The 21,783-nt window shown below is 72.2% G+C and carries 18 protein-coding genes; 11 read left to right on the top strand and 7 right to left on the bottom strand.

The genetic code is table 11. The features are described from left to right. Positions 1–124: 124 nt before the first annotated feature. The gene (locus tag EBO15_RS07485) at positions 125–316 is read right to left on the bottom strand and encodes a DUF1918 domain-containing protein (protein WP_122193571.1); all 192 of its coding nucleotides are present in this window, start codon (positions 314–316) and stop codon (positions 125–127) included. 507 nt (positions 317–823) lie between these two features. Between EBO15_RS07485 and aceE the strand changes: the two genes are divergently transcribed. Further along, entirely contained in the window at positions 824–3,598 is a 2,775-nt protein-coding gene (aceE, locus tag EBO15_RS07480; protein ID WP_122193570.1) for a pyruvate dehydrogenase (acetyl-transferring), homodimeric type, read from the top strand. A gap of 292 nt (positions 3,599–3,890) precedes the next feature. On the opposite strand, the gene EBO15_RS07475 is transcribed toward aceE, so the two are convergent. From EBO15_RS07475 to EBO15_RS07465, 3 genes are all read right to left on the bottom strand, one after another. After that, positions 3,891–4,268, bottom strand: coding sequence for a VOC family protein (locus EBO15_RS07475; RefSeq protein ID WP_122193569.1), 378 nt, complete (start codon positions 4,266–4,268; stop codon positions 3,891–3,893). A gap of 160 nt (positions 4,269–4,428) precedes the next feature. Next, positions 4,429–5,139 carry a helix-turn-helix transcriptional regulator gene (locus EBO15_RS07470; RefSeq protein ID WP_122193568.1) on the bottom strand — a complete coding sequence of 237 codons (711 nt, stop codon included), beginning with the start codon at positions 5,137–5,139 and terminating at the stop codon, positions 4,429–4,431. 67 nt (positions 5,140–5,206) lie between these two features. After that, positions 5,207–6,235 carry a PHP domain-containing protein gene (locus tag EBO15_RS07465; protein ID WP_122193567.1) on the bottom strand — a complete coding sequence of 343 codons (1,029 nt, stop codon included), beginning with the start codon at positions 6,233–6,235 and terminating at the stop codon, positions 5,207–5,209. 183 nt (positions 6,236–6,418) lie between these two features. Here EBO15_RS07465 and EBO15_RS07460 point away from each other — a divergent pair, with 183 nt between their 5' ends. The 10 genes from EBO15_RS07460 to EBO15_RS07415 all read left to right on the top strand — a co-directional run bounded on the left by EBO15_RS07460 (position 6,419) and on the right by EBO15_RS07415 (position 17,888). Further along, on the top strand, positions 6,419–7,819 hold the full coding sequence (locus EBO15_RS07460) for a sensor histidine kinase (protein ID WP_122193566.1): 1,401 nt from the start codon (positions 6,419–6,421) through the stop codon (positions 7,817–7,819). After that, entirely contained in the window at positions 7,816–8,481 is a 666-nt protein-coding gene (locus EBO15_RS07455) for a response regulator (protein ID WP_122193565.1), read from the top strand. Before EBO15_RS07460 ends, EBO15_RS07455 begins: the two co-directional genes overlap by 4 nt. Positions 8,482–8,633: 152 nt before the next feature. Beyond that, positions 8,634–9,584 carry an alpha/beta hydrolase gene (locus tag EBO15_RS07450; RefSeq protein ID WP_122193564.1) on the top strand — a complete coding sequence of 317 codons (951 nt, stop codon included), beginning with the start codon at positions 8,634–8,636 and terminating at the stop codon, positions 9,582–9,584. Then, entirely contained in the window at positions 9,577–11,076 is a 1,500-nt protein-coding gene (locus EBO15_RS07445) for an acyltransferase family protein (protein ID WP_122193563.1), read from the top strand. The genes EBO15_RS07450 and EBO15_RS07445 overlap by 8 nt, the downstream gene beginning before the upstream one ends. Before the next feature lie 24 nt (positions 11,077–11,100). Beyond that, positions 11,101–12,165, top strand: coding sequence for an alpha/beta hydrolase (locus tag EBO15_RS07440; protein ID WP_122193562.1), 1,065 nt, complete (start codon positions 11,101–11,103; stop codon positions 12,163–12,165). A 724-nt stretch (positions 12,166–12,889) separates the two neighbouring features. Next, a complete protein-coding gene (locus EBO15_RS07435; RefSeq protein ID WP_233616038.1) occupies positions 12,890–14,071 on the top strand; it encodes a PucR family transcriptional regulator in 1,182 nt (393 codons plus the stop codon). A gap of 127 nt (positions 14,072–14,198) precedes the next feature. Then, positions 14,199–15,116 (top strand): ACP S-malonyltransferase, encoded by a 918-nt coding sequence (locus EBO15_RS07430; RefSeq protein ID WP_122193561.1) that lies wholly within the window; start codon positions 14,199–14,201, stop codon positions 15,114–15,116. Then, positions 15,113–16,084 (top strand): beta-ketoacyl-ACP synthase III, encoded by a 972-nt coding sequence (locus tag EBO15_RS07425; RefSeq protein ID WP_199744378.1) that lies wholly within the window; start codon positions 15,113–15,115, stop codon positions 16,082–16,084. The genes EBO15_RS07430 and EBO15_RS07425 overlap by 4 nt, the downstream gene beginning before the upstream one ends. 51 nt (positions 16,085–16,135) lie before the next feature. After that, the gene (locus tag EBO15_RS07420; protein ID WP_122193560.1) at positions 16,136–16,387 is read left to right on the top strand and encodes an acyl carrier protein; all 252 of its coding nucleotides are present in this window, start codon (positions 16,136–16,138) and stop codon (positions 16,385–16,387) included. A gap of 217 nt (positions 16,388–16,604) precedes the next feature. Continuing rightward, positions 16,605–17,888, top strand: a complete 1,284-nt coding sequence (locus EBO15_RS07415; protein WP_122193559.1) for a beta-ketoacyl-[acyl-carrier-protein] synthase family protein — start codon at positions 16,605–16,607, stop codon at positions 17,886–17,888. A gap of 286 nt (positions 17,889–18,174) precedes the next feature. On the opposite strand, the gene EBO15_RS07410 is transcribed toward EBO15_RS07415, so the two are convergent. The 3 genes from EBO15_RS07410 to lnt form a co-directional block, all read right to left on the bottom strand. Then, complete coding sequence (locus tag EBO15_RS07410; RefSeq protein ID WP_122193558.1) at positions 18,175–18,525, bottom strand: VOC family protein; 351 nt, start codon at positions 18,523–18,525, stop codon at positions 18,175–18,177. Positions 18,526–19,044: 519 nt separating this feature from the next. Then, entirely contained in the window at positions 19,045–19,539 is a 495-nt protein-coding gene (locus tag EBO15_RS07405) for a DUF3145 domain-containing protein (RefSeq protein WP_122193557.1), read from the bottom strand. 245 nt (positions 19,540–19,784) lie between these two features. Next, on the bottom strand, positions 19,785–21,575 hold the full coding sequence (lnt, locus tag EBO15_RS07400) for an apolipoprotein N-acyltransferase (protein ID WP_122193556.1): 1,791 nt from the start codon (positions 21,573–21,575) through the stop codon (positions 19,785–19,787). Positions 21,576–21,783: the final 208 nt, after the last annotated feature.

Below are 21,783 nucleotides of genomic sequence, written 5' to 3'. Positions count from 1 at the left end.
TCTACCAGGATCCGCCGCCGGTCAATCACGCTTGGCGATCGACAACGCCCGGCGCCCACGCTCCGGTGCCCACGCCCTGACACTCACGCCCTGACGCTCACGCCCACAGCGGGAACCCGGCCGCTCAGTGCGGGACGGGGTGCTCGACGACGGCGTCGGGCCCCGGGTAGACCTCGGCGACATGCCCGTCGGGATAGCGGACGACGTACGGCGGGGCGCCGTCGTCGCCGCGCACCTCGATGATCTCCGCCTCGGTGTCGGCCACGCCGACGACGTTGCCGTGGATGTGCAGACGGTCTCCGACCATGGCCTTCATCAGTACCTCCGGACCGGCACCGGAGCGCTTCCGGACGGCACGAGCGACCGCGCGCGCACCGCGCGGCCGCGGAACGGACGACGCGCGGGCAGGAACCGCCCGGTACTCCGGTACGACGTCTCCCTTCCACCCTGGTACGGGACGGGCCCTCCGCCAAGGGGGCTGGATGACCGCTTCCCGGTGTTTTACGATCAACGGCCAATACGCAGACCAAAATGAGTGGAAAGGAGCATTCCCCAGGGTTACGAACGGCGTTCCGGCGGCCAGAATGATTACCGGCCGGTAGAGATGCGATGGCCGCGCGGAACGGCGACGATGGACCGACGACCCGCCGAGGACGAAAGGTCGGCGGACCGCTGTTCGGCGCGGTGACCGGTTCACCGTCCACCCCGTCCGCCACCGTGCGGACACCGAGCACAGAGCGACCACAGAACGACCTTAGGGCGAGTACAGAGCGAGTTCAGAGCTACTTCCGAGCTACTACAGAGCTACTTCAGAGGGGATCCCGTGGCTTCCGGACGGCAATTCTCGATCATCAGCGACGGCCTGCCGAGCCAGCTGCCGGACATCGACCCGGAGGAGACCCGGGAGTGGCTGGAGTCGCTGGACACGGTCATCAAGACCGAGGGCCGGGGCCGCGCGCGGTACGTGATGCTGCGCCTGCTGGAGCGTGCCAGGGAGCTCCAGGTCGGCGTCCCCGGCCTCCGCAGCACCGACTTCATCAACTCGATCCCGCCGGAGGGCGAGCCCTGGTTCCCCGGCGACGAGCACATCGAGCGCCGAATCCGCGCTTATATCCGATGGAATGCGGCGATCATGGTTTCCCGCGCCAATCGCCCGGGACTCGGTGTCGGCGGCCATATCGCAACGTACGCCTCTGCCGCCTCACTCTACGAAGTCGGCTTCAATCACTTCTTCCGTGGCAAGGACCACGGAGAATCGGGCGACCAGGTGTTCATCCAGGGACACGCCGCGCCCGGAATCTACGCGCGCGCCTATCTCGAAGGCCGCCTCCCCCAGGACAAGCTGGACGGTTTCCGGCAGGAGTTCAGCCATCCCGGCGGCGGCCTGTCGTCCTATCCGCACCCGCGCCTGATGCCGGACTTCTGGGAGTTCCCCACGGTCTCCATGGGCCTCACCGCGATCGACGCGGTCTACCAGGCCCGGTTCAACCGCTACCTGTACAACCGCAAGATCAAGGACACCTCGCGCTCGCACGTCTGGGCGTTCCTCGGCGACGGCGAGACCGGCGAGCCCGAGTCGCTCGGTGCCATCGGGCTGGCCGCGCGCGAGGAGCTGGACAACCTCACCTTCGTGATCAACTGCAACCTGCAGCAGCTGGACGGCCCGGTCCGCGGCAACGGCAAGATCATCCAGGAGCTGGAGTCGTTCTTCCGCGGCGCGGGCTGGAACGTCCTGAAGGTCATCTGGGGCCGCGACTGGGACCCGCTGCTCGCCCAGGACGTCGACGGCGCGCTGGTCAACAAGATGAACACCACCCCGGACGGCCAGTTCCAGACCTACACCGTCGAGTCCGGCGCCTACATCCGCGACCACTTCTTCGGCGACGACCCGCGGCTGCGCAGGATGGTCGAGGACCTGACCGACGACGACCTGCGCCGCCTGTCCCGCGGCGGGCACGACTACCGCAAGGTCTACGCGGCGTTCAAGGCCGCGCGCGAGCACGTCGGCCAGCCGACGGTGATCCTCGCGCACACGATCAAGGGCTGGACGCTCGGACCCGACTTCGAGGCCCGCAACGCCACCCACCAGATGAAGAAGCTCACCAAGGCCGAGCTCAAGGAGTTCCGCGACCGGCTCTACCTCGACATCCCCGACTCGGCCCTGGAGGGCGAGCTGCCGCCCTACTACCACCCGGGCGAGGGCTCCGAGGAGATCGAGTACATGCGCGAGCGGCGCGCCGCGCTGGGCGGGTTCCTGCCGAAGCGGGTCGTCCGGGCGAAGACGCTGAAACTGCCGGGCGACCCCGTGTACTCGGAGCTGCGCAAGGGGTCGGGCAAGCAGAACGTCGCGACCACGATGGCGTTCGTCCGGCTGCTGAAGGACCTGATCAAGGACGAGAACATCGGCGCCCGGTTCGTCCCGATCGCCCCGGACGAGTACCGCACGTTCGGCATGGACTCGCTGTTCCCGACCTCGAAGATCTACTCGCCGCACGGGCAGACCTACGAGGCGGTCGACCGGAGACTGCTGCTGTCGTACAAGGAGTCCGAGCAGGGCCAGATGCTGCACGAGGGCATCAGCGAGGCGGGCTCCATGGCGTCCACGATCGCGGCCGGGACGGCCTACGCGACGCACGGCGAGTTCATGATCCCCGTCTACATCTTCTACTCGATGTTCGGGTTCCAGCGGACCGGCGACCAGGCGTGGGCGTTCGGCGACCAGATGGGCCGCGGGTTCCTGCTCGGCGCGACCGCGGGCCGCACCACGCTGACCGGTGAGGGCCTCCAGCACGCCGACGGCCACTCGCCCCTGCTCGCCGCGACCAACCCCGCCTGCGTCCACTACGACCCCGCGTGGGCGTACGAGCTGGCCCACATCGTCCAGGACGCGCTGCGCCGCATGTACGGGGCGTCCGACGCGCACCCGCACGGCGAGGACGTCTTCTACTACCTCACCATCTACAACGAGCCGTACCAGCAGCCCGCCGAACCCGCGGACCTCGACGTCGCGGGCCTGCTCAAGGGGTTGTACCTGCACAGGCCGTCCGAGCTGGGCGGGGAGGCGCCGAGGGCGCGGATCCTCGCGTCCGGCGTGGCGGGCCGCTGGGCCCTGGAGGCGCAGCGCCAGCTCGCCGGGAAGTGGGGCGTCGCGGCCGACGTCTGGTCGGCGACCTCGTGGAACGAACTGGCCCGCGAGGCGGCCGCGTGCGACGAGTGGAACACGCTGCACCCGGACGAGGACCAGCGCGTCCCGTACGTCACGCGGCGGCTCGGCGAGTCGTCGGGGCCGGCCGTGGCGGTGTCGGACTTCATGCGCGCCGTCCCGGACCAGATCGCCCCGTGGGTGCCCGGCGACTACACCTCGCTCGGCACCGACGGGTTCGGCTTCTCCGACACGCGAGCCGCCGCGCGCCGCGTGTTCCATGTGGACGCGGCGTCCATCGTCCTCGCCGTCCTGACCCGGCTTGCGCGCGCGGGCGAGGTCAAGCACGAGGTGCTGCGGCGGGCGATCGAGCACTACCGGCTGAACTCTCCGGTCGCCGAGGTCTTCGCGGGCGGCGTCCAGACCGCCGAGAGCAACACGGGCGGCGACGCCTGACGTCCCATCCGCACGGAGGTACAGAGGCACTGAAGTACTGAGCACGGAGGTGCTGAGGCACGGCGAAGGCCCCGAGGCGTGAACCCGCAGGTCACGTCCTCGGGGCCGCTCCGCGTCCACCGCTCTCGCGCTCCGGCTCTCGGGCTCCGGCTCCGTGCTCCCGAGTCCGTGTCCTCGGCCGGGCGGCCCGGCACGGCACGTCCGTCCAGGGACGACGTGGCGAGGCGGGGCGACCACCGGAGAACAAGGGCGGGGACGTCGGGCACGACGAGCGGCGAGGCCGGTGCGGGTGTCAGGCGGCCGGGGGCGAGAACACGCCGAAGTGGTGCCCGGCGCTGTCCTGGAGCTGGGCGAAGGTCAGCCCGTTCGCGTTCTTCTTCGGCGGGACGATCACCGTGCCGCCGAGGGACTCCGCGCGGGCGACGGTGTCGGCCACGTCCCGGACCACCACGTAGAAGATCGAGTAGTCGGGGAAGTGGCCGTCCGACTCGAGGATCCCGCCGGACGGGCCGTCCCCGCCCGGCGCGGTGACCTCGTGGTACGTCATCTCGCCGGAATCGTCGATCTTGAAGGACCAGTCGAACAGCTCACCGTAGAAGCGCTTGGTCTCCTCCGGCCGCCCGGTACCGATCTCGATCCAGCCCACAGAGTTGAACGGCGCCTCGGCCATGATCTCTCTCCTTCGTTCTTCCGTGTGTCGGAGAGAGGTTCGCGCGGCCGGGCGACAACCCCCTGTCGGTGTTTCCCGGCGGGTCGCCACCGTTCTCAGGCGGATTCGCGTCTCGGGCGGTTCAGGTCTCGGGCGGTTCAGCTCTCAGGCGGTTCGGGTCTCAGGCGAGTTCGAGCCTCCTCGTGCGGATCTCCTTCGGCGGCTCGCCCAGCGAGTCCCACGAGCGTTCGGGCGCGATCTCGTCCAGCGGGACGGCGCGCAGGAGCCGGTCGAGGCGGAACACCCGGCACTCGCCGCGCAACCGGCACCAGGCCAGCAGGTACCAGCCGCGATCGGCCACCGTGAACGCCTGCGGCTCGACGTCCCGCTCGGTCTCGATGCCGTTCCGGTCGACGTAGGCGATCCGGACGACCCGCCGCGCGAGCATCGCCTCCTCCAGCACCGCGTCCCGCGCGGGCCGCGCGACCGCGGTCTCGTCCTTCGGGATGTGGAACCGGATGCGCGACGCCAGATCGCGGGCGGCGTCGTTGTCCGCCGCGGGCATCACCGAAAGGATCTTGTTCAGGGCCGTCCGCGCGGCCCGCGCGTACAGGCTGTCCCCCGCCCGGCCCAGGCAGATCGCCAGCGCCACGGCCTCGCTCGCGGTGAAGTTCACCGGCGGCAGCGTCCGCTCCTTGTCGAGCGTGTACCCGCCGCCGCGCCCGACGTCGGCGTAGATCGGCACCCCCGCCTGCTGCAACGCGCCGATGTCGCGCTCGATCGTCCGGACGCTCACCTCGTACAGCTCGGCCAGCTCCCGGGCGCTCCGGCGGCGCGGCGCGCTCGCCCGTAGCTCCTCCACCAGCGCGTACAACCGGTCGGTGCGGTTCACCCTCCGACCGTACGCGGCACCACCGACATAGCTCCCCGCCTTGGCCGCGTGATCGCGGTGGGACGGGTCAGCGCTGGGAGTGAGTCCAGGCCAGGAGGTCCTCGACCGGAAGGGTGTTGACGACGCGGTCGGCGGTGACGCCGCAGCGTGCGGCCCGGTCGCAGCCGTTGGGCAGCCAGTCGAGCTGGCCGGGCGCGTGGGCGTCGGAGTCGATCGAGAACACGCAGCCCGCCTCGACCGCGAGGCGCAGCAGGCGCTTGGGCGGGTCGAGCCGCTCCGGGCGGGAGTTGATCTCCACCGCGACGTCGTAGGCGGCGCAGGCGTCGAAGACCAGGGCCGCGTCGAACTCGGACTCCGGACGGAGTCCGCCGCGCCGTCCGCCCGCCTTCACGATCCGTCCGGTGACATGGCCGAGCACGTTGACCTGCGGATTCGCGATCGCCTTGACCATGCGCTCCGTCATCGCGACCCGCTCGGTCCGCAGCTTCGAGTGGACGCTGGCGACGACCACGTCGAGTCGTCCGAGCAGGTCGGGCTCCTGGTCCAGCGAGCCGTCGGAAAGGATGTCCACCTCGATCCCGGTGAGGATCCGGAACGGCGCGAGCTCAGCGTTCAGCTCGGCGACCACGTCCAGCTGCCGGCGCAGCCGCTCCGCCGACAGTCCGTTCGCGACGCTCAGCCGGGGCGAGTGATCGGTGAGCGCCATGTACCGATGGCCGAGCGAGATCGCGGCCTCGGCCATCTCCCGGATCGGCGAACCGCCGTCCGACCAGTCCGAATGCAGGTGAAGGTCGCCCCTCAGCGCGGCCCGCAGGCGGGCGGCGGCCGCGTCCACGGGCTCGCCCTCGGTCGCCTCCAGCCGCCGCAGGTACACAGGCGTCTCGCCGCGCAGCGCCTCCGCGATCACCAGTGCGGTCACCTTGCCGATGCCGGGCAGCTCGCCGAGCGTGCCCTGCTCGGCGCGGCGCGCCAGCTCGTCCGGCGGGACGCCGTCCACGAGACCGGCGGCCTTCCGGAAGGCGCGCACCCGGAACGTCGGCTCCTGCGCCCGCTCCAGCAGGAAGGCGATCCGCCGCAGTGCCTCAGCAGGCTCCATACCAGGAATCTAGCCCCCGCCCTCGGCCACCGAACCTCCCCCTTCCCCACAATGGCACGCACGCGAAGCGCCCCCGAGGGGCGAGGCCGTGGGTTCGCGGCGAGGCCGTAGGACCTGGGTATGACGTGAGGCTGGCACTTCGGTGGCATCCGGACGTGGCCTGGGCTTCTCTAGGCTGGGGGAATGAACGGCACGAGGGAACGCGAGGGGCACGGGCCGGCGGCGACCGCCCGTCTGCTGACGCGTCCGCTCGCCGCCGCGCTGTGGCGGAGCCGGGCCGAGCCGGCCGACCCCGATCCGCCCTGGCCGTTCATCCTGCGCTGGACCCGCTTCTTCGGGATCGGGCGGCTCCCGTTCCGCATCGTCGGGCAGGGCTTCGACCTGTTCATCGCCGTGATCCTGCTGTTCAGCGGCATCGCGACGGTCTCGGAGCGGATGGCTCCCCGCGTTCCGTACGACCCGCTCTACGGGCCCGCGCGGCCCGCGCCGTCGCCGACCTTCATGGTCGTCCTGCTCGCGGTGTGGCTCGCCGCGCCGCTGGCGCTGCGCCGAAGGCATCCACTGGGCGCGTGGCGGATGAGCGCCGCCGGCATGCTCGTCACGGGCCTGTTCGTGCACGAGGACGCCCGGTTCGTGCCGACCGGCGTGATCGCGATGCTGTTCGTCCTCTACATGGTGGCGGTGCGCTGCTCGCGCGAGACCACCATCGGGGTCGCCCTGGTGACGGTCTTCGGGGCGGGCCTGCTCCAGCCGCGCACGGCGGCGGGGGCGGCGGTCCTGATCGCCGTGCCCCTGCTGGTGGGCTTCCTCGTCCGCATGCGCCGGACGTCCCGGCGCGAGCTGGAACAGCAGGAGCGAAGACACCGCGACGCCGAGGCCGTCCTGCTGGAGCGGCAGCGCATCGCGCGCGAGCTCCATGACGTGGTCGCCCACCACATGTCGATGATCGCCATCCAGGCGGAGGCCGCCCCCTACAAGACCCCGGACGTCCCCGACGAGACCCGCGCCGACCTGGCCGAGATCCGCGCGACCGCGCTCGACGCGCTGCGCGAGATGCGCCGCATCCTGGGCGTCCTGCGCCAGGAGGACGGCGCGGTGACCGCCCCGCAGCCCAGCCTCGATCGCCTCGACGAGCTGCTCGCGGGCGCGCGCGGCACGGGGCTGGAGGTGTCGACGAAGATCATCGGCGACGTCTCCGGCCTGCCGCCCGGCGTGGGTCTGACCGCCTACCGGATCGTCCAGGAGGCGCTGAGCAACGCGATGCGGCACGCGCCCGGGTCGGCGGTAGGGGTCGAGATCGCCCGCGCGGGCGGGATACTACGGCTGAGCGTCGTCAACGGCCCGCCCGCGCCCGGCCACTCCCCCACGCCGTCGCCGCCGGGGGCGGGCCACGGCCTGGTCGGCATGCGCGAACGGGTGGCGATGCTCGGCGGCGAACTGTCCGCCGTGCCCATCGCCCAGGGAGGATTCGCCGTGACCGCCACACTGCCCGAGACCGCCCCGCCGGACGCCCCGTCCGCGCCCGTCCCGCCGCCGGACGCGTTCCCGGCGGACGGCGCGCGCCCTGGGACGTCCGCCCCATGACGATCCGGGTGATGATCGCCGACGACCAGGGCATGGTGCGGACCGGCTTCGGCGTGCTGCTCAACGCCCAGCCCGACATCGAGGTCGTCGGCGAGGCCGAGAACGGCGAGCGGGCCCTGCTGGTGGCCGAGTCGCTGCGTCCCGACGTGGTGCTGATGGACGTCCGGATGCCGGTGATGGACGGCCTGGAGGCGACCCGCCGCATGCTGGCGTCCGGCCCGGACGAGGGGCCGAAGGTGCTCATGCTCACCACCTTCGACCTCGACGACTACGTCTACGAGGCGCTCCGCGCCGGCGCCTCCGGGTTCCTGCTGAAGGACGCCTCGGCGAGCGAACTGGCCGAGGCGGTCCGGGTGGTGGCGGCGGGCGACGCGCTGCTGTCCCCGTCGATCACCCGGCGGCTGATCTCGGAGTTCGCGCGGCTCGGGGCCCCGCGCGCCCCGTCCCGGGCCCGCCTGGAGGAGCTGACCGAGCGGGAGACCGAGGTGCTGGCCCTGGTCGCCCGCGGCCTGTCCAACGCCGAGATCGCCGCCGAGCTCGTCGTCGCCGAGCAGACCGTGAAGACGCATTTCGGCCGCATCCTCGCCAAACTCGGCCTACGCGACCGGGCCCAGGCGATCGTCTACGCCTACGAGGTCGGCCTGGTCCGTCCGGGCGCGTGACCCGCGCGGCCGGGTTCCGGTCGACCGAGTAAGACGCGTAGTACCCCGGTGGTAGGCGGGAAGACGGCACCGCCGGTTGATCCCCGTTACGGACGCCGGTTCCTACCTTCCTGATCAGTGGTGGAGCACCGATCAGGAAGGGATGTCCGAGCATGCGGATCATCGGACGCCGGAGCGCCGCGGCCGTCGCCGTGCTGGCCGTGGCCGGATCGACCGCGGCGGCCGGGCGCGTCCCCGATCCGTACGCCGCGCCCGGCCCGCTGCCGGGCCTGACCGCCGGAACGCTGACCGCGCGGTACGCGGCCGTCCACGACCAGATCGAGACCGCGCGCACCACCGCCGAGCGCGCGCATGACGGGGGCCGCGCGCGGGCGCTGGCCCGGTTCCTGTCGCCAGGCCGCAGCTTCCTGTCCTTCGACGCGCGCGGGTCGGGCCGGGCGGTCGAGGTGCTCGGCGACCTGGCGCGGGCCGACCGGGTCGCGGTCGTCGTCCCGGGCGCGGACGGGCTGCTCACCAACTTCGACTCCTGGAAGTGGGCGGGCGGCGGCGCGCGGTCCCTGGCCGAGCGGGCCCGGCAGGAGGCTCCCGGCACCCGGCTCGCGGTGATCGCCTGGCTCGGCTACGCCTCCCCGTCGACGCTCAGCGCCGACATCCTCACCGACGGCCGTGCCCGCCCGGCCGCCACCGCCCTGCGCGGCCTGGTCACGGACGTGCACCGCCTCAACGCACGCGCCGGGATCGCCCTGCTCTGCCACAGCTACGGCTCGGTCGTCTGCGGCCGCGCGGGCAAGGCCGGGCCGCTGCCCGTGGACGAGGTCGCGCTGTTCGGCAGCCCCGGCACCACGGCGGACTCGGCACGGCAGATCTTCCCGTCCGCTCAGGTGTGGGCGGGCCGCTCCCACGCCGACTGGACGCGCTTCCTCCCCCACGCCCGGCTGTTCGGTGTCGGCTTCGGCCGCGACCCGCTCTCGCCCGCGTTCGGCGCGCGGCGCTTCGACGCCGGAGGCGGCCAGCACAGCGCCTACCTCAAGCCGGACTCGACCCCGCTGGCCAACCTCACCCGCATCGCCCTGCACCAGGACGCGGAGGTGACCCATGGCTGAGCAACCCGCGCTCCCCGCCTGGCACGCCGAGCGCTACCGCCGCCTCTCCGAGCCCCGGCCGAGCCTGGTCACCTTGATCGAGGCGACCACCCCCGACACCCGCGACCGCGCCGTGGACGCCCTGCGCGCCCTGGCCATCCTCGGCGTCGTCCTCGGCCACTGGCTGGTCACCGCCCTGGTCAACACCGGCGGCGTCCTCCACACGGCGAGCCCCCTGGCCACGATGCCCGCCCTCACCCCGATCAGCTGGCTCTTCCAAACCCTCGCGATCTTCTTCCTCATAGGCGGCTACACCGCCGCCCGCGGCCACCCCCGCACCACCGACTCCCACCCACAGGAGCGGGACTCGTATCGAACATGGTTCACCCGACGCCTCATCCGCCTGATAGCGCCGGTGCCCGCGCTGCTCGCGGTGTGGTTGGCGGCCGTCCCCCTGCTGGTCCTCGCCGGTTATCCGGGCAGGACGATCGTCGCGCTGATCAACCTGGTCCTCGCCCCCCTGTGGTTCCTGCTGGTGTTCATCGGGCTCACCGCGCTCACCCCGCTCGTGGTGAGGGCCGTCCGCCGCTGGGGCGTCTGGAGCACGGCGGCTCCGATCGCGATCACGGCGCTGGTCGATCTCGCCCGCTTCGGCCTGGGCGCTCCGCAGGCGATCGGCTGGCTCACCGTCGCGTCCGCCTGGCTCGTCCCCTTCACGCTGGGCGTGGCCTGGTCCCAGGGCTCCTTCACCCCCCGCCGGCCCACCCCGCCCCGGGCCGCCACAAGCCCACCCGACTCGTCTCGACACGTCGCCGGCCCACCCACCACGTCGTCGGACGGCGGGTCCCGGCGCGTGAGGTCCCCCCAGGGGGAAGGCGGGTCCAGGAGCTCGGAATGCCTGGTCAGGGGCGTGGAAGGCGGGTCCTGGGGCTCGGCGCTCCTGGCCTGGGCGCGCGGGCGGCTGGGGAGCCTGGGGCTGCTCGTCGGCGGGAGCGCGGCGACGATCGCGCTCGTGGTGTTCGGCGGGTATCCGGCGAGCATGGTGGGAGTGCCCGGACAGGCGGTCTCGAACCTGTCGCCGCCGACGCTCGCGTCCGTGGCGTTCGGGCTCGCACAGTGCGGCGGAGCGCTGCTCCTACGGGGGCCGCTGACCCGGCTGATGAGACGTCCGGTGGCGTGGGCGGGGGTCGCCCTGGTGAACCTCTCGGCGATGACGGTCTTCCTCTGGCACCAATCCGCGCTGCTGGCCGTTTCAGCTCTTGTGACCAGGATCACCAGTACGGTCCCAGGTTTGCTCGACGCACCCGACCATCCCGGGTGGGTCCTCCACCGGTTGGTCTGGATCCCCGTGTTCGGCGCCGTCCTGGCGGGGCTGTGGTCCCTGGCACGCCGGTTCGAACAACGCGTCCGGGTCCAACCGATCAGCCGTCCCGGTCATCTCATCAAGGGAACGGACGGCCCGGAGGGGGCCCTCGGAACACGCAAGACGACCACTGGGTGCTCCGAGCATTGACCGGCAACCGGTAGAAAGGCCAGCATGCCGCAGTCTTCCGAGACGCCGCAGTCTTCTCATGAGAAGTCCGCCGGCCACGGGCCCGCCGGACGTCCGCACCGCCGCAGGCACCCGCTGCGGCGGCTGGCGGCCTGCACCGTCCTCGCGGGCGGTGTCCTGCTCACCACGGCCGGAACCGGACACGCCGATCCCTATGCCAAGCCGGGTCCCGTTCCGGTCCTGTCGCCGGGCACCCTCGACGCCCGCTACGCGGCCGAGCGGGTGACGATCGCGAAGGCGCTGAAGACCGCGCGCGACGTCGGCGACACCGACCGGGCCCGCGCCCTGACGTCCTTCCTCCAGCCGGACCGGCGCTTCCTCTCCGTGGACCCCCGCGGCCGCGGCCAGGCCGTCGAGGTCATCGGCGATCTCGCGCACGCCCGCCGCGTCGCGGTCCTCGTCCCCGGCGCCGACTCCACGATCGCGGGCTTCGACTCCCGCGCCGGACGCGCCTGGGCGTCCCCCGGAGGCGGTGCCCGCGCCGTCTACGACGAGGCCCGGCGGACCTCCCCCGGCAGCGACCTCGCCGTCGTCGCCTGGCTCGGCTACGCCGCCCCCAAGACGTTCAGCAGCGACATCCTCACCGACACGCGCGCCGAGCGCGGCGCGGTCGAGCTGCGGCAGTTCCTCGTCGGCGTGCACCGCGTCAACCCGTCCGCCCAGGTGGGCCTGCTCTGCCACAGCTACGGCTCGGTCGTCTGCGGCCGCGCCGCCATGGAGGGCAAGGGCCCCGGCGCTCCCGCCTGGCGCAAGGTCTCCGACATCGCCCTGTTCGGCAGCCCCGGCACCACCGCCTGGACCGCCGCCGCCCTCGGCACCAGCGCCCGCGTCTGGGCGGGCCGCGGCGCCACCGACTGGATGGAGGACGTCCCGCACGTCCGCATCTTCGGCCTCGGACTCGGCCCCGACCCGGTCTCCCGCGGCTTCGGCGCCCGCGTCTTCCAGGCCGGACGCGCCGGCCACAGCGACTACCTGGCCCCGGGCTCCCCGTCCCTGCGCAACCTGACCTACATCGCCCTGGGCCGTCCCACCGACGTCACCACCGGCTGACCCACCCCACCGCCCACACGCCCCCGGAATCCTGGCCCCCACCGGCAACCGGCCCCGCAGGGCGGCCGCCTGCCGACCACCTCAGAGCCGCACAGGCGCGGGACAGCAGGCCACGCGGGCGCGAAACGCCAGGCCACACGGGCCGCACGGGTTCAGGACCCTAGGCACTGCACTGGCATCGAACCGCACGGGCGCGAGGGCACAGCGCATGCTGTGCGCGCCGTCCGCGCCGAGAACCAATCTCCTCACCCGTCGGATGGGCTGGCAGGGCGCGGCATTCGCCATGCTCCCCAACGGACGCGACGCCCGAAAGGTGCGGATTCCACCAGGCGGATGGCCGCCAGTTCCCGGCCGAGCACTCCGCCGCCGTCGCGGCCGGCATCGCCGCATAGGTGGGGCCGGGTTCGGCGGAGGTGCCGGCGGTCGAGGCTGGAGCGCCTCTACGTGGTGTTGATCTCTAGCAATTCGCCCGGCTGCTGTGGCTTTGGCCGTTGACAGGGGCATGCGGATGTGGTGGGGGCGGGAGGGCAGATCGCGGGGGACATGGGCCACGGGACTTGGAGGAAGGAAGGTTTGGCTGGTCGGGCGGGGGTCGGGAGCTACGGGCGGGTGGCTCTCGGGAGAGCGGGCGCTTCGTGGTTACTCGGCGGTACAGGGGTCGCCGGGGGGTTCGGGTGAGGGTGGCGGGGCCGATTCATCACGTTCGAGGTGGCACTCTGGACGGGTGGACAGCACCAGCGACGCGGCGCTCCGCGAGCAGACCACCAAGCGGCTCGAGAAGGCGATGGGGACGTTCGGCACGGCGGCGCTCGCCAGTATGGAGGAGCAGCTTCCCTGGTTCCGGCGCATGCCGGCCGATCAGCGGTCGTGGATCGGGCTGGTCGCGCAGGCCGGCATCGCGGCGTTCGTGGAGTGGTTCGGCAGCGGCGAGTCGGCCAAGCCGGCCATCGCCGCCGAGGTGTTCGGCACCGCGCCGCGGGAGCTGATGCGGTCGATCAAGCTGCGGCACACCATCGACATGGTCCGGGTGATCATCGACGTGGTGGAGACCCGGCTGGAGGAGCTGGCCGCGCCCGGCGGCGAGGCCCAGCTCCGCGAGGCGATCCTGCGCTACACGCGGGACGTCGCGTTCGGCGCGGCGCAGGTGTACGCGCAGGCCGCCGAGACGCGCGCCGCGTGGGACGCCCGGCTGGAGGCGCTCGTCGTCAACGCCGTCCTGCGCGGCGAGGTGGACGACGGGATGCACTCGTGGGCCGCCGCGCTCGGCTGGACGGCCAAGCCGGTCACGGTGATCGCGGGCTTCACCCCCGAGGACGAGGAGCCCGAGGTCACCATCGACCAGATGCAGCTGGCCGCGCGCCGCGCCCGGGTGGACGCGCTCGCCGGCGTCCAGGGCAGCCGTGTGGTCGTGGTCGTCGGCGGCACCGAGGACGCGCTGGTCGCGGCCCGGCACATCGCCGCCAAGTGCGGTCCCGGCCCGGTCGTCGTCGGCCCGACCGTCGGTGATCTCTACGATTCGCCGCTGTCCGCCCGGTCAGCGCTCGCGGGGCTGCGCGCCGCCGCGGGCTGGCCGGACGCGCCCCGTCCCGTCCCCTCGGACGAGCTGCTCGCCGAGCGCGCCCTCGACGGCGACGACGTCGCCCGCCGCCACCTGGTCGATCATGTCTACGACCCGATGTGCGACGCGGGCGCGCCGCTCCTGGACACTCTCACGACCTACCTGGAGCAGGGTTCGTCACTGGAAGCGACGGCGCGACTCCTTTTCGTGCACCCCAACACCGTCCGGTACCGGCTGCGGCGCGTCACCGAGCTGACCGGGCTGGCGCCGACGGACGGACGCAACGCCTTCACGCTCCGCATCGCCCTCGCCCTCGGCCGGTTCTCCCGTCGCCCGACCCGTTCCTGACCGTGCCGGCACCCCGCGGGCGGTGTGTCCGGAATCGGGGGTTGTAGAGGTCGTACAAAGCGTCCGGACCAAAGTTCGTGTGCTTCCGCATCGGCAGGGAGGCGGCGCACCCGGCACGCTGGATCGCGTGATTCTCCTCGCTTCGCCCGGGCAGGGCGCCCAGACCCCCGGTTTTCTCGAGCCGTGGCTGGAGGTGCCCGGCGTCGCGGACCGGTTGACCTGGTGGTCCGCGGTGACCGGTCTCGACCTGGTGCGCTACGGGACGACCGCGGACGCCGAGGAGATCCGCGACACCGCGGTGGCGCAGCCGCTGCTGGTCGCCGCCGCGCTCGCCGCCTACGAGCAGCTGTTCCCCGAGGGCGGACGGCCGGACGCCGTCGCCGGGCACAGCGTGGGCGAGCTGGCCGCGGCCGCGATCTCCGGCGTGCTGAGCCCCGAGACCGCGCTGGTCCTGGTGCGGGAGCGCGGCCGGGCCATGGCCGAGGCCGCCGCCGTCACCGAGACCGGCATGACCGCGCTGCTCGGCGGTGACCCCGACGAGGTGCTCACCGTGATCGACAAGCACGGACTGACCCCCGCGAACGTCAACGGCGCCGGCCAGGTCGTCGCCGCCGGGACGATGCCGCAGCTCGAGGCCCTCGCGAACGAGCCGCCCGCCAAGGCGCGACTGCGTCCGCTGGCCGTCGCCGGCGCGTTCCACACCGAGCACATGGCGCCCGCCGTCGAGGCCCTCTCCCGGCTCGCGCCCGGCGCGTCCGTCCGGGACCCCGAGTCGACGCTGCTGTCCAACCGGGACGGCGCGGTCGTGGCGTCCGGACGCGAGTACGTGGACCGGCTGGTCGCGCAGGTCAGCGCGCCCGTCCGCTGGGACGCGTGCATGGAGACGATGCGCGGGCTGGGCGTCACCGCGATCATCGAGCTGCCGCCCGCGGGCACCCTGACCGGGCTGGCCCGCCGCGAGCTCAAGGGCGTCGAGCTGCTCGCCCTGAAGGGCCCGGACGACCTGGACAAGGCCCGCGAGCTGATCAAGGCGCACACGTCATGACCGGCCTCACGCTGCGCACCGCCCCGACCCGGCCCGGCTCCCGGGTGCTGGCGTTCGGCGACCACCAGCCCGCGAAGATCGTCACCAACCACGACCTCGCCGCCGTCATGGACACCAGCGACGAGTGGATCCGCAGCCGCGTCGGCATCATCGAGCGCCGGATCGCCGAGGACGACGAGACGATCGTCGACATGGCCGTCCAGGCGGGCGGCAAGGCCCTCGCCGCGAGCGGGCTCGGGCCGTCCGACATCGACCTGGTGATCGTGGCGACCTGCTCGGCCGAGTCGCCGATGCCGAGCCAGGCGCCGACCGTCGCGCACCGCCTCGGCATCGAGGCGCCCGGCGCGTACGACGTGAACTCGGCCTGCTCGGGCTTCTGCTACGCGCTCGCCGCCGCGGACGCCGCCGTCCGCGTCGGTTCCGCGCGGAACGTGCTGGTCATCGGCGCGGAGAAGATGTCCCAGTGGATCGACTGGACGGACCGCTCGACCGCGATCATCTTCGCGGACGGCGCGGGCGCCGCCGTCGTCGGACCGTCCGACACCCCCGGCATCGGCCCGGTCGTGTGGGGCAGCGACGGCAGCCAGCCCGAGCGGATCCAGATCGAGAACCGCAAGGCGTACATCTCGCAGGAGGGCCAGGCGGTCTTCCGCTGGGCCACCACCGCCGTCGCGCCGACCGCGCTCAAGGCGATCGAGGCGGCCGGACTCGTCCCGGACGACCTGGCCGCGATCGTCCCGCACCAGGCCAACCTGCGTATCGTTGACCTGATCGCGCGCCGGATCAAGGCGTCCAACGCGGTCGTGGCCGACGATGTCACCCTGTCCGGAAACACATCGGGGGCCTCCATCCCGCTGGCCCTCGCCCACATGATCGAACGCGGCGACGTGCCGTCCGGCGCCCCGGCCCTGCTGGTCGGGTTCGGCGCGGGACTGTCCTACGCTGCCCAGGTCATCCAGATCCCGTAGGCGCGGGCAGCCGCTCGCGTTCTGGAAATCCCACTAAGGAGACACCGAATCATGGCAGTTGCCACCGAAGAGCAGATTCTGGCCGGCCTCGCGGAGATCATCGACGAGATCGTCGGCATCGACAAGGCCGAGGTCACCCCGGAGAAGAACTTCATCGACGACCTCGACATCGACTCGCTGTCGATGGTAGAGATCGCGGTGGCCGCCCAGGACAAGTTCGAGGTCGAGATCCCCGACGACGAGCTGCGCAACCTGAAGACCGTGAAGGACGTCGTCGACTTCGTCCAGAAGCTCTCGGTCTGACCCGTCCACCGGGCGACCAGCCGTCCCGTCCAGGGGACGACCGGTTCCGCCCCGTCCGCGGAGCGATCCGATCGCCTCACGGGCAGGGCGACCCGTCGTCCCTGGCGATGACGTCCGCCGTCGTCTCAGGCCGCGGCGCGCCGACACCCCGGACGGACCGCGAGGTTCCGTCGGCGCGCCGTCGCCACCCCCCAGTTACGCAAGGAGCACTCACACCATGAGCAACAAGACCACCGTCGTCGTGACCGGCCTCGGTGCCACGACCCCGCTCGGCGGCGACGTGCCGTCGACCTGGTCCGCGCTGCTCGCCGGTCGGTCCGGGGTGCGGAAGCTTGACTGGGAGGGCGTCGAGGAGCTGCCCGTGCGGTTCGCCGCGCAGCTCGCCGTCGATCCGTCCGAGGTCATGCCGAAGCAGACGCTACGTCGTCTCGACCGCTGCCAGGCCATCGCGCTGATCGCGGCCAAGGAGGCGTGGCTGCACGCCGGCCTGAAGAACCGCACCAAGAAGGGCTACGAGGCGGAGGCCGACGGCTTCGAGATGGACGGCGAGCGACTCGGCGTCGTGCTCTCGACCGGCATCGGCGGCCTGCACTCGGCCCTCGGCAGCTACGCCACGTACCTGGAGAAGGGCTGGTCGCGGGTCTCGCCCTTCACCGTCCCGATGCTGATGCCGAACGGCGCGTCCGGGCACGTCGGCATCGAGTACGGTGCGACCGCGGGCTCGCACGCCCTGGTCAGCGCGTGCGCCTCGTCCGCCGAGGCCGTCGGGTACGCGATCGACATGATCCGGACGGGCCGGGCCGACATGGTGATCTGCGGTGGCACGGAGGCGTGCATCCACCCGCTGCAGATGGCCTCGTTCGGCGTGATGCGGGCGATGTCGACCCGCAACGAGGAGCCCGAGCGGGCGTCCCGCCCGTACGACAAGAACCGCGACGGATTCGTCCTCGGCGAGGGCGCGGCCGTCATGATCCTCGAGTCGGAGGAGCACGCGCGCAAGCGCGGCGCGACGATCCACGCGATCGCGGCCGGCTGCGGCTACTCCGGCGACTCCTACGACATCGTCCTGCCGGACCCGAGCGGCGCCGGCCAGGCCAAGGCGATGCGCCGGGCCCTGGACAACGCCGACCTGAAGCCCGAGGACATCGTGCACGTCAACGCGCACGCCACGTCCACGCCGTCCGGCGACGTCGCCGAGCTCAACTCCATCAAGGCGGCGCTGGGCGACGCGGCCAAGAACATCACCGTCACCGGAACCAAGTCCATGACCGGCCACATCCTCGGCGGCGCTGGCGCCCTGGAGTCGGTGATCACCATCCTCACCCTGCGCGAGGGCCTCGTCCCGCCGACCGCGAACGTCGAGGACCTCGACGACGAGGTCGACCTCGACATCGTCCGCGGCGAGCCCCGCAAGATCCCGGACGGCCCCGCGGCCGCCCTCAACAACTCCTTCGGCTTCGGAGGCCACAACGTCTCCGTCGCCTTCAAGCGAGCCCTCTGAGCCTCGCACCCGCACCACCGGCCCGGCCCGTCCACCCGACGAGCCGGGCCGACGCCTTCCCACCCCACCCCACCCGCCCCGCACCCAACGCCTCCAAAATCCGCGCACGCAGGACCCGCGTACGAGGAAGCATCCACGAGTACATGCGGGGAGCGCGCGGAGGGCCGATGCGCGGGGACACGTGCGTGGGTAGAGCGGGGGCGCATGAGCGTGCATGCGGGTGACGACAGCACCCGATCACCGGCGCTTGCAGGACAGGTGGCCTGGGCCGCCGACCTGCCGGGGCTCAGCGGTGAGAGAGCACGTTGATCACGCGGCCGTCGGGGTCCCGGACGAAGAACCTCCGGACGCCCCACTCCTCGTCCTGCAGCGGATGCACGATCTCGGCGCCGCTCCCCCGCACCGCCGCGTAGACCGCGTCCACGTCGTCCACCTCGACACTCACATCGGGCGGGACGGGCGCGGTCCCGTCGTCACCCGTATAGAGGCTGACCTGCGCGGTCGGGACGGACGGCGAGGCAACGGTCATGATCCACCCGAGGTTCATCACCTCTTCGAGCCCCAACAGCCCGTAGAACTCCCGGCTCGCCTCCACGCTCTCCGTGTGAAGGTTCGGCACGACCCGGCGAACAGACATCGACTCCTCCAGCCCTTCCGCGACCAGTCCTCCGCAGCAACCCTCCCAAACACGTCCGACAACCTCACCGAAGCACCGCGAACAACAACCCGCGTGTCCCCCGCGGCCGCACATCGCGTTCACCACGCCGCCAAGGACCACAGATCAGAGAAGGCTCGCCACGACCTCCCCGGCCGCCTGGTCGGTCCGGCGGGGGCGCTCACCGTGAGAGGGCCGCGCGGCGCCGAAGATGAACGACTGCGGGTTCCGGACGGCTCGGCAGCGTCTGACCTGTTCGTCCCGACGATGCCGGCCGTACCCGCCGAAGCTCGAAAGGCTGCCGCGCGGGCGGAACAGCGGCTCGAGTCGCCCGCCACCGCAGTAGTCGGCTGAGCTCGGACCTTGACCTTGACCTTGATCTCGGGCTTGGGACCGGGGCTTGGGAGCTGATGGGGGAGCGGGGCATGAGGGGATGGCCGCGGGACGCGGTGGCGTTTGCGGGCGGGGCGGGGTGCTCGGGTTCGGTTGTGGCCGGTCGTGTCAGACGGCGGCGTGGAGCCATCGGACGGGGGCTCCGTCGCCGGCGCGGCGGAAGGGCTCGAGCTCGTTGTCCCACGGGGTGCCGAGGAGACGGTCGAGTTCGTGCTCGAGGGTGGTCTTGCCGACGGCGGCGTTGGCCATGACGGTGCGCAGCCGGTCCTCGGGGACCATGATGTCGCCGTTGGCGCCGATGATGCCCGTGAAGACGCCGAGGGACGGGGTGAAGCTGTAGCGCACGCCGTCGCAGCCCGGGGTCGGGTCTTCGGTCACCTCGAAGCGCAGCAGCTTCCAGTTCCGCAGGGCGGACGTGATCCCTGCGGCGGTGCCGGGCCTGCCCTCCCAATGGAGCTCGGCACGGAGCGTGCCCGGCGCGGCGGGCTGGTCGGCCCACTCGAGTGAAACGGGTACGCCGACAACACCTGCGGCGGCCCACTCGATGTGCGGGCTCAGCGCAGGTGGCGCGGAGTGGACGTAGAAAACGCCACGTGCGGTCACCGGACCTCCTGGATCTGTACCGAGGCTCGTCTTCCCCTACGGCCTCGTACGCTCCTGAGACGGATTCCGCGTCCCTCATTCTGCATCATGGACACCTGGACGCACCACCACGCGACCATTGTTTGTCAGTCACTTGACCATCGGTGATCCCGTCACTTTCGTGCGCCTCACAGCTACCCAACGCGACTCCCGTCCCACAGCGTCGTCGCCGTCATCACCCGGCGACGGTCCTCTCCAAGCCAACCTCAAGTGCGGCCCCGATCCGGTGCGGATGGCGATTTGCGCCGCCGTCGTCTGGTCACGCCACCCCCTCCCACCTCCCCACGACGCTTCCCTACCGCAGCGGCGACCGCTCCCGCGGTGACGGCCAGACAGACGAGCGGGACGACGTCGCCGACGCGGTCGTAGGGTGTCCGGCTCGTCACCGGCGGGAGCTTCAGCGTCACGGTGACGGCGCCGTACCGGTCGGTCTCGAACCAGGCGATCCGCCGCCCGCGCGCGTCGAACGCGGCCGTCACTCCCGTCAGCGCCGCCTGGACGGTGGGCCTCCCGGTCTCCGCGGCCCGGACGGCGGCGAGCGACGCGTGCTGCGCGGGCGCCCACGTGTCCTGGAAGCTGGACGTCGCCGACTGGTAGACGATCAGCTCCGCGCCGCGGCGGGTGAGCGTGCGGGCGAGGTCCGGGAAGGCGGACTCGAAGCAGATCAGCGGCCCGAAGGTCGTGCCGCCCGCCGTCATGAGGATCGGCCCTGTGCCCTTGAGACGGTCCTGCCCGGCGGCCTTGCTGACGGTGCTGAGCCAGCCGAGCACGGGCCGGAAGGGGATGTACTCACCGAACGGCACGAGCCGTGTCTTGACGTACCGGCCTCGGATCCCGTCACGTTCCACGAGGATCGCGGATTTGCTGACACGCCCGCGCGCGTCCGTCGCGTCCTCGTTGACGAGGAGGGGACCGCGTGCGGCGGCGAGCTCTCGCAGCCGCCGGACGAGCCGTGGGTCACGGGCCAGGTCCACGCCGACGCTGCTCTCGCCCCACACGGTGAGGTCGGCCGGCGGAGCGGCCCTGGTCATCTGGAACGCCGCGCCAAGCCGCAGCTCGGCGCCCTCCTCGACTCCGGGCTGGACGAGGTTCACCCGTATCGTCCGCGCCACGCCGGGTTCCCGGCGCATCGCGAAGACCAGCGGCCCGATCCCGGTGATCGCCAAGGCCAACGTGACCATCCCGGCCACGAACCCTCGCCGACCGCCGCCTGATCTCCACCATGGGCCGGCTCTGCGGCCCGCGACGTCACCGTTCCCACCGTCTGCGGGTGCGGTGGCCTCTTTCGCTGCGGCGTTGGCGACGGGGTCCGGTTCTTCCGCGTGCGTGGCTTGAGGCGGCGCGTTGGGGTGCTTCGACGCGGTGGCGGAGGGCGGTGGGACGTGGATGTGTGAGGGGGTGACCGAGTTCGGTTCGACCGGGGTGCCGTTGACGGGAGCGGGTCGGGGCGTGGGGCGGGGGGCGGGGCTCAGGAGGGTGGTCAGGGCGAGGGTCAGGGTCGTGTTGGCCGCCACCAGGGCGAACGAGATGAGCCAGATGCCTCCGAGTGCGGCCAGGGCGAGTTCGGTCGGGTGGTGCCATTGGGTGGCGCCGTAGACGGCCCAGGGGCCGCCGAGGGACGGGCGGGAGCGGACGAGCTCGATGGTCAGCCATCCGCTGGGCAGGACGAGGAGGGCGTACACGGGGTGTCGCGGAACGAGGGCCCGGACCGCCATCCCCCACGGGGCCCACAGGGCGCCGAAGACCAAAGCGATCAGGGGCAGGGCCGGGCCGATGTAGGGCAGCGTCCAGTAGAGGGCGGCCAGGAGGTAGCCCCCGCCGAAGGCCCAGCCTCGGATGGCGGCCTCACGGGCCGTACCGGTTCTCGCCAGGAGCAGCATGCCCGGGACGAGGGCCGTCCAGGCCAGCCACCCCAGGTCGGCCCTGGGGAAGGCGAGGATGGGGAAGGCGCCGGTGACGAGGGCGAGCGCCCGGGTGGGCCAGACGGACGACCCCATCAGGGCTCTCCTTGAGGGGATGCAACGCCTGAGCCCTGAGCGGGGCGAGGGGTGATCGGCGGGGACGGGGACCGTTCGCGGCATCGGAGCGGTCTGAGGCAGAGGGCAGCCGAGGACCTCGACCATGCGGCCGAATCGCCTGAAATGCGCTGGTGGAGCGGCTGGGGCATCTCGTTCATGTCTCCAGTAAGGCATTCGCGACCCCGGC

Source organism: Actinomadura harenae (assembly GCF_003696215.1).
GTDB classification, from domain to species: domain Bacteria; phylum Actinomycetota; class Actinomycetes; order Streptosporangiales; family Streptosporangiaceae; genus Spirillospora; species Spirillospora harenae.
Note: the sequence above shows the minus strand (reverse complement) of the source record. Positions and strands in the feature narration are given on the sequence as shown.

Coding starts and splice junctions, on each gene's coding strand:
- EBO15_RS07485 (WP_122193571.1), bottom strand. CDS start 316: ATGAAGGCCATGGTCGGAGACCGTCTGCACATCCACGGCAACGTCGTC.
- EBO15_RS07475 (WP_122193569.1), bottom strand. CDS start 4,268: ATGGCCGAGGCGCCGTTCAACTCTGTGGGCTGGATCGAGATCGGTACC.
- EBO15_RS07465 (WP_122193567.1), bottom strand. CDS start 6,235: ATGGAGCCTGCTGAGGCACTGCGGCGGATCGCCTTCCTGCTGGAGCGG.
- EBO15_RS07460 (WP_122193566.1), top strand. CDS start 6,419: ATGAACGGCACGAGGGAACGCGAGGGGCACGGGCCGGCGGCGACCGCC.
- EBO15_RS07455 (WP_122193565.1), top strand. CDS start 7,816: ATGACGATCCGGGTGATGATCGCCGACGACCAGGGCATGGTGCGGACC.
- EBO15_RS07450 (WP_122193564.1), top strand. CDS start 8,634: ATGCGGATCATCGGACGCCGGAGCGCCGCGGCCGTCGCCGTGCTGGCC.
- EBO15_RS07445 (WP_122193563.1), top strand. CDS start 9,577: ATGGCTGAGCAACCCGCGCTCCCCGCCTGGCACGCCGAGCGCTACCGC.
- EBO15_RS07440 (WP_122193562.1), top strand. CDS start 11,101: ATGCCGCAGTCTTCCGAGACGCCGCAGTCTTCTCATGAGAAGTCCGCC.
- EBO15_RS07425 (WP_199744378.1), top strand. CDS start 15,113: ATGACCGGCCTCACGCTGCGCACCGCCCCGACCCGGCCCGGCTCCCGG.
- EBO15_RS07420 (WP_122193560.1), top strand. CDS start 16,136: ATGGCAGTTGCCACCGAAGAGCAGATTCTGGCCGGCCTCGCGGAGATC.
- EBO15_RS07415 (WP_122193559.1), top strand. CDS start 16,605: ATGAGCAACAAGACCACCGTCGTCGTGACCGGCCTCGGTGCCACGACC.
- EBO15_RS07410 (WP_122193558.1), bottom strand. CDS start 18,525: ATGTCTGTTCGCCGGGTCGTGCCGAACCTTCACACGGAGAGCGTGGAG.
- lnt (WP_122193556.1), bottom strand. CDS start 21,575: ATGGGGTCGTCCGTCTGGCCCACCCGGGCGCTCGCCCTCGTCACCGGC.